Origin of the sequence: Exiguobacterium sp. RIT594 (assembly GCF_003339585.1) — a bacterium.
Classification (GTDB): Bacteria; Bacillota; Bacilli; order Exiguobacteriales; family Exiguobacteriaceae; genus Exiguobacterium_A.
Map to the genome: position 1 here is coordinate 1,887,435 of NZ_QPKF01000001.1, position 6,191 is coordinate 1,893,625.

General features: G+C 47.3%; 5 protein-coding genes and 15 tRNA genes. 1 reads left to right on the plus strand and 19 read right to left on the minus strand.

The annotated features are described in order from the left end of the window. Positions 1-58 precede the first annotated feature (58 nt). Entirely contained in the window at positions 59-1,834 is a 1,776-nt protein-coding gene (locus tag DVG79_RS09740; protein WP_114596524.1) for a transglycosylase domain-containing protein, read from the plus strand. A 1-nt stretch (position 1,835) separates the two neighbouring features. Here DVG79_RS09740 and DVG79_RS09745 read toward each other — a convergent pair whose 3' ends face one another. The 19 genes from DVG79_RS09745 to DVG79_RS09835 form a co-directional block, all read right to left on the minus strand. Continuing rightward, positions 1,836-2,402 carry a DUF5366 family protein gene (locus tag DVG79_RS09745; protein ID WP_114596525.1) on the minus strand — a complete coding sequence of 189 codons (567 nt, stop codon included), beginning with the start codon at positions 2,400-2,402 and terminating at the stop codon, positions 1,836-1,838. 243 nt (positions 2,403-2,645) lie between these two features. Further along, a complete protein-coding gene (trmL, locus tag DVG79_RS09750) occupies positions 2,646-3,119 on the minus strand; it encodes a tRNA (uridine(34)/cytosine(34)/5-carboxymethylaminomethyluridine(34)-2'-O)-methyltransferase TrmL (RefSeq protein ID WP_026829115.1) in 474 nt (157 codons plus the stop codon). Then, a complete protein-coding gene (locus tag DVG79_RS09755; protein ID WP_114596526.1) occupies positions 3,119-3,604 on the minus strand; it encodes a methylated-DNA--[protein]-cysteine S-methyltransferase in 486 nt (161 codons plus the stop codon). Before DVG79_RS09755 ends, trmL begins: the two co-directional genes overlap by 1 nt. Next, positions 3,594-4,739, minus strand: coding sequence for a tRNA epoxyqueuosine(34) reductase QueG (queG, locus tag DVG79_RS09760; protein WP_114596527.1), 1,146 nt, complete (start codon positions 4,737-4,739; stop codon positions 3,594-3,596). Before queG ends, DVG79_RS09755 begins: the two co-directional genes overlap by 11 nt. An 87-nt stretch (positions 4,740-4,826) precedes the next feature. After that, positions 4,827-4,897 (minus strand) — tRNA-Gly (locus DVG79_RS09765). A gap of 40 nt (positions 4,898-4,937) precedes the next feature. Then, a tRNA-Gly gene (locus DVG79_RS09770) sits at positions 4,938-5,008 on the minus strand. Between the two features lie 4 nt (positions 5,009-5,012). Further along, positions 5,013-5,093, minus strand: a tRNA-Leu gene (locus DVG79_RS09775). 35 nt (positions 5,094-5,128) lie between these two features. Then, a tRNA-Cys gene (locus DVG79_RS09780) sits at positions 5,129-5,202 on the minus strand. A gap of 6 nt (positions 5,203-5,208) precedes the next feature. Continuing rightward, positions 5,209-5,283: transfer RNA gene (locus DVG79_RS09785), tRNA-Gly, on the minus strand. 8 nt (positions 5,284-5,291) lie between these two features. Further along, a tRNA-Gln gene (locus DVG79_RS09790) sits at positions 5,292-5,363 on the minus strand. 10 nt (positions 5,364-5,373) lie between these two features. Then, positions 5,374-5,446, minus strand: a tRNA-His gene (locus DVG79_RS09795). A 13-nt stretch (positions 5,447-5,459) separates the two neighbouring features. Continuing rightward, positions 5,460-5,530: transfer RNA gene (locus DVG79_RS09800), tRNA-Trp, on the minus strand. Positions 5,531-5,534: 4 nt separating this feature from the next. Continuing rightward, positions 5,535-5,618 (minus strand) — tRNA-Tyr (locus tag DVG79_RS09805). Between the two features lie 27 nt (positions 5,619-5,645). Then, positions 5,646-5,721 (minus strand) — tRNA-Phe (locus DVG79_RS09810). 7 nt (positions 5,722-5,728) lie between these two features. Beyond that, a tRNA-Asp gene (locus tag DVG79_RS09815) sits at positions 5,729-5,804 on the minus strand. 11 nt (positions 5,805-5,815) lie between these two features. Beyond that, positions 5,816-5,889, minus strand: a tRNA-Met gene (locus DVG79_RS09820). Between the two features lie 11 nt (positions 5,890-5,900). Continuing rightward, a tRNA-Glu gene (locus DVG79_RS09825) sits at positions 5,901-5,975 on the minus strand. A 21-nt stretch (positions 5,976-5,996) separates the two neighbouring features. Then, positions 5,997-6,087, minus strand: a tRNA-Ser gene (locus DVG79_RS09830). A 26-nt stretch (positions 6,088-6,113) separates the two neighbouring features. Further along, positions 6,114-6,188 (minus strand) — tRNA-Asn (locus tag DVG79_RS09835). Positions 6,189-6,191: the final 3 nt, after the last annotated feature.

The following is a 6,191-nucleotide window of genomic DNA, read 5'->3' on the forward strand; positions in this document are numbered from 1 at the left end:
CTGTTTTCTTCATAAAAGACCGATAATAGGAATGAAATGCCGTTTGAAAGGAGTTTTCATGAGAATCACGACCGGATACACCTTAGTGTTGGCTTTAGCTTTTAGTTTAGTACTAACACTTTTTTCAGTTCGTAATCAGTTGGATCTTGCCCAGGATTTATTCCGTTGGGCAGATCAAAAGACGACTGACCGCCCCCTCGCATCGTATCAACCGATTACTGTCACGTACCAAAAAGAACGCCTCGAGCTTTATGACGGGTTACGCCGGAATGATTTGAAAGCAAATGCTTTACCGCCAAAGGTCGAACAGGCGTTTATCGCGATTGAAGACCGGCGATTTTATCAACATGACGGTTATGATATCACCGGTATTTTGCGAGCGTTTACAGAAAATCAATCAGGTGATAACAAAGGTCAGGGCGGGAGTACCATCACCCAGCAACTGGCACGGATGACTTATCTTTCCACAGAAAAAACCTATACTAGAAAAATAAAAGAAATTTTGATCGCAATCGAATTGGAACAAAAATATTCAAAAAAAGAGCTTTTAACGGCGTATGTCAATCAAGCTTATTTTGCGAATAATATCTACGGCATCGAGCTCGCAGCAACATCCTATCTTGGAAAACATGCAAAAGATTTAAACTGGGCGGAAGTCAGCTATTTGGCTTCGATTCCAAACAATCCGTCTCTTTACAATCCCTTGCGGTTTCCGAAAAATACAAGCAAACGCCAACAGCGTATTTTAAAAGCTTTGCAGCAGACGCAAAACATCTCAACCAAAGCCCGGAAGCAGTCCGTCAACATTTCGTTCCATAAGCCGACCATCCGTTATCCTGATTACATTGATGCCAGCGTATCAGAAGCAATCCGCCAAACAGCTACTTTAAAAAACTTGAGCATGTCACAGGCTGAACAGTATTTACATCAACATGGCGCCGTCATTCAGACTTATCTTGATCCGGCAGAACAGACGCGGGCCAAACAAGCGATTCAACAGCTTCCTCGACCGATTGAAGGCGCTTACGTCGGAATCGACGGAGATACACGTGGTGTAACAGCACTTGTCGGAAATAAGTCCAATGTACCGGGACAGCTCAACCGGGCGGTTCAGTCTTACCGTCAGCCTGGATCAACGTTAAAACCATTGCTTGTTTATGGTCCCTATCTTGAAAAGACGAAAAAAACATTAACAAGTCGATTAGACGGAAGTCCTGTTTGTTTTGACGGGTACTGTCCGCAAAACAGTAGCAACCGGATTCTCGGAAGCGTGACGATTGCCGATGCGATTGCTTACTCTTACAATACACCAGCCTTACGTGCTTTTTCTGTTTCGTTCAATGAAGGATTGAAGGCAATCCGACCGTTCCGGTTCAGTCAATGGACCGAAGAAGATAATTCCTACAACAGTGCATTAGGCGGGTTGAAATATGGCGTCAGTCCACTTGAACTGACGAATGCCTATACAACCTTCGTCAACGACGGACTGTACAGCCCATCCTCCATGATCCGGACGATTACGACCGATCAAGGGGTGTTGTACCGTCATCCGGCTGAACCGGACCGGATCTGGTCGAGCCGGACGAACCAGTTACTCCGAAAAGGTCTTCATAACGTCATGACCTATGGAACAGGACGCTTGGGTTATGATCCTAATCCTGCCTATACCGGAGGGAAGACCGGTACGACAAATGACAATAAGGACATGTGGTTTGTCGGCATAAAGAATCAACATGTCGGAGGAATCTGGCTTGGGGCAGATATTCCCCGTGCCTTCCCAAGCGAAGCGAACAGTACATTACAGGTCAGAACGTGGGCTTCGATTGTCCGATGACTTATTTCGGGAACAGGACGGCTTGTCCGAGCGAATTGAACAGGCTCAGTCCGACCCAGGTCAATCCGGCCAGTAACATGCCCCACGCCAGAAAAAGAAATACCACTAGTCCGATGGCTCCTGCAGAGGAGGTCATTTTACTGATTTGAAACACGTAAAAGAAAAAATAGATTAAGAAAGAACTTGCCAGTACGAGACAAACTAACGGGAACGATGTCATGAATGCAAAACTGATGCATCCTCCGATCAACAGGAGAATACTCCCGGGGCGTAGCATGCTCAATGTCGTTCCCACCTGTTCTTTGATGAAAAACGCAAACCCTAGCTGATTGATTGTATCTGAGATTAGTTTCAAGGAACTGAAAATCATGAAATAAATGATTAAAAAGCCGAGCCATACGAGCAACTTCGTGTTACGTGCACTAAGTATTTGTAGTAGCTCGTCATACACCCCGACATCATTTAACCACGTCAGTGCAAGCTCAGACGTAGCAATCGCAAGAGACGTACTGAACAGCAGGATGCTGATCAGAGGGGCATAACTCAATAAGTAGACGTTCGTCCGCATTTCGAATCTCCATTCATAGAAATTTCATATGTAGCACACAATTACACTAACAAGTATACTATAATAGATTATATCGGTTATTGAGACTAAAGGGGGAAGCAAAAATGGCATTTATTTTAATGGTAGGCGTTAGTCTCGCTTTCTTGACAGCGATTTTTACCGCAGGCTACAACAAAAAACCTGAAGGTAACGAATAAAACAAATCCCCCTGCCCGTTCATTCGGGTCAGGGGGATTTGTTGGTTTACAGTAGATTTGCATATCCTTGTTGCCGGAGTGCTTCATACACGATGATGGCAGCCGTGTTCGAGACATTGAGCGAACGAACAAGATTCGATTGCGGAAGACGGATGCAACGATCCAGATTCTCATCGATGACGTTTAACGGTAATCCTTTTGTTTCGCGTCCGAACACAAAAAAGTAGTCTTCTTCAACGTTCGACAAATCCACTTGGCTTGGATATTTTTCGCCATACTTCGTGATATAGTAGAACGTCCCATCCGGGTGTTTATCCCACAATTCTTCCAATGAATCATGATACCTCACATCAACGAACTCCCAATAATCAAGACCAGCCCGTTTCAACTGTTTATCATCCGTTGAAAACCCAAGTGGTCGAATTAAATGTAAGACTGAATGCGTCGCTGCGCACGTCCGTGAAATATTACCTGTATTTTGTGGAATTTCTGGTTGATACATGACGACGTGAATGGCCATTAATTCTTCTCTCCTAACTCATGCGCAAGCAGCGCTTCTTTATGGGCAATGCCACTGGCAAAACCCGTCATTTTACCGGATGCCCCAATGATCCGGTGACAGGGATAAATCAAAGCGATTGGATTTCGATTCAAAGCACCTCCGACTGCACGGGCCGCCTTTTCGGAACCAATCATTCGTGCCAGTTGTCCATAACTTGCCGTCTGGCCGAACGGAATCAATTTCAACGCTTCCAAGACACGCTGCTGGAAGACGGTCACTTCCAGCCGGCAAGGAACGTCATCCAATGCACCCGGCTGTCCTCGTTCATATGCTTCAAGTGCATCGGCTAGGAAATCAGGCAACGGTGCCTCATAATAAGCAGCTTCGTCAAGATATTGCTTCAGACGATTCATGTCATGTCCAAAATCGAGATAGACGACTTCCTCTTCTTCCCACCCGATAACCAACTCACCAAACGTATAGGCCAATTTTTTATACGGCATGTCCGCTCCCCCATTCCTCAAGCAAACGATTCCCTTCCACTTGAACATCTTCCGCAGAATCAGTCAACAGACGCCCTTGGATGTAGTCTTGTGCTTCTTGACCGGCAATCCGACCAATTGCCCAGACGGCAAGGGCTCGCATATCTTCCCGCTGATCAGTTTCAGCCATCACCCGTAAAGCTTCGAGTGCCGTCCAGTCTTGATAATGTACGAGCGCACAGATGGCGTTACGTTGAATTGGTTTTTTCCCACGCCATGCACCCGATAATGAACCAAACCGTGTTTTGAATTCACGATTACTAAGAGAAAGCAACGGAATGAGTAACGGTTTGACCTGTTCCGGATCAGGTTGCAGTTCGCTGTGTTGTGTTGCATGTTTTTTCCGGTTGTATGGACAGACTTGCTGGCAGGTATCGCAACCGTATAAACGATTTCCGAGGGCATATCGGAAATGTTCAGGAATCAGGGTCTTCGTTTGCGTAATGAACGAGATGCAACGTTTCGCATCGATGACACCCGGTTCAATCAGTGCATCCGTTGGACAAGCATCGAGACATTTATTGCAGGAACCGCACAACTCTTCGACGGGCTCATCCGGAGGCAGATATTGATCTGTAATCAATTCCCCTAAATAAAGATAAGAACCATGTTCCTCGCTAATGATGGAACAGTTTTTCCCGCTGAATCCGATTCCTGCCCGTTCGGCGACCGCACGATCGACTAGTTCTCCCGTGTCGACCATCGAACGCGATCGAGCTCCGGGGATCAGTTCTTGAATTTTTTCTTCCAGCAATGTCAAGCGTTGCTTCAGAGCCTGATGATAGTCCAGTCCCCAAGAAGAACGTCCAAAGATTCCCCGCCGCTCCCCTTCTTTTCCACGCGGAGCATCCTTGAGCTTACTTGGATAAGCGACGGCGATTGCGATGATGGAGACGGCATCATCCAGTAACAGCGTTGGTGTCGTCCGCCGCTCAAGATCGGGTTCCTCAAATCCGGAAGCATATCCTTTTTCTTGTTGTTGAATGAGACGCTGTTTCATCACCAAAAAAGGATCCGCTGTCGTAATACGGAATTCATCGATACCAATCTCTTTGGCATACCTCTGCAATTCTTTTTTCAACAATTCCCCCTGCATCGTATCTCTCCTTTCGCTTGTTTATCTCCATGCTAAACAAAAAGAGCAATGTGTCAATTAAAAACGACACGTTGCTCTTTTCAGGTAAGCGGGTGAAGGGAATCGAACCCTCATCATCAGCTTGGAAGGCTGAGGTTTTACCACTAAACTACACCCGCATAATCAGGTGAATCTTAAATGAGATCGTACAAAGGTAAAAGCGGGTGAAGGGAATCGAACCCTCATCATCAGCTTGGAAGGCTGAGGTTTTACCACTAAACTACACCCGCAAGATACCGGTGGTCGGAATCGAACCGACACTCCAAAGGAACACGATTTTGAGTCGTGCGCGTCTACCAGTTCCGCCACACCGGCACAATCTCTTGCAAAACTATTCAATTAAGAATTATTGGAGGCGCCAGTCAGAATCGAACTGACGATAGAGGAGTTGCAGTCCTCTGCCTTACCACTTGGCTATGGCGCCATTTATTGGAGCGGAAGACGGGATTCGAACCCGCGACCCCGACCTTGGCAAGGTCGTATTCTACCACTGAACTACTTCCGCACAAAAAGCTGGGCTGGAAGGGATCGAACCTTCGCATGCTGGAATCAAAATCCAGTGCCTTACCACTTGGCCACAGCCCAATAATAAAAGGGCGACTGATGGGAATTGAACCCACGAATGCCGGAATCACAATCCGGTGCGTTAACCACTTCGCCACAATCGCCATAATAATAAAACAGGGGCAGCAGGAATCGAACCCGCGCTGACGGTTTTGGAGACCGTAGTTCTACCGCTAAACTATGCCCCTAAAGTGGTGGGGGGGGGCGGATTCGAACCGCCGAACCCGAGGGAGCGGATTTACAGTCCGCCGCGTTTAGCCACTTCGCTACCCCCCCACAAATGGGAAAACATTAAAAATCATATGGTGGCTTTGGACGGAATCGAACCGCCGACACGAGGATTTTCAGTCCTCTGCTCTACCGACTGAGCTACAAAGCCTTAATAATGGCGGTCCTGACGGGATTCGAACCCGCGATCTCCTGCGTGACAGGCAGGCATGTTAACCGCTACACCACAGGACCGTATGTAATAATTGCGGGGGCCGGATTTGAACCGACGACCTTTGGGTTATGAGCCCAACGAGCTACCAGACTGCTCCACCCCGCGATGATAAAAAATGGTGACCCGTACGGGAATCGAACCCGTGATACCGCCGTGAAAGGGCGGTGTCTTAACCGCTTGACCAACGGGCCGTTTTATAATTGAAAATGTTATGGCGGAGAGCAAGGGATTCGAACCCTTGAGACGCTTATGACGCCTACACGATTTCCAATCGTGCTCCTTCGGCCACTCGGACAGCTCTCCATTGCATGTGGTGAAGAAGTAATAAATGGCTCCGCAAGTAGGATTTGAACCTACGACCTACCGGTTAACAGCCGGTTGCTCTACCACTGAGCTATTGCGGAACG

Excerpts from the sequence above, each read along its gene's own strand:
- trmL (WP_026829115.1), bottom strand. The coding sequence starts at position 3,119 with ATGGCCATTCACGTCGTCATGTATCAACCAGAAATTCCACAAAATACA.
- DVG79_RS09745 (WP_114596525.1), bottom strand. The coding sequence starts at position 2,402 with ATGCGGACGAACGTCTACTTATTGAGTTATGCCCCTCTGATCAGCATC.
- queG (WP_114596527.1), bottom strand. The coding sequence starts at position 4,739 with ATGCAGGGGGAATTGTTGAAAAAAGAATTGCAGAGGTATGCCAAAGAG.
- DVG79_RS09740 (WP_114596524.1), top strand. The coding sequence starts at position 59 with ATGAGAATCACGACCGGATACACCTTAGTGTTGGCTTTAGCTTTTAGT.
- DVG79_RS09755 (WP_114596526.1), bottom strand. The coding sequence starts at position 3,604 with ATGCCGTATAAAAAATTGGCCTATACGTTTGGTGAGTTGGTTATCGGG.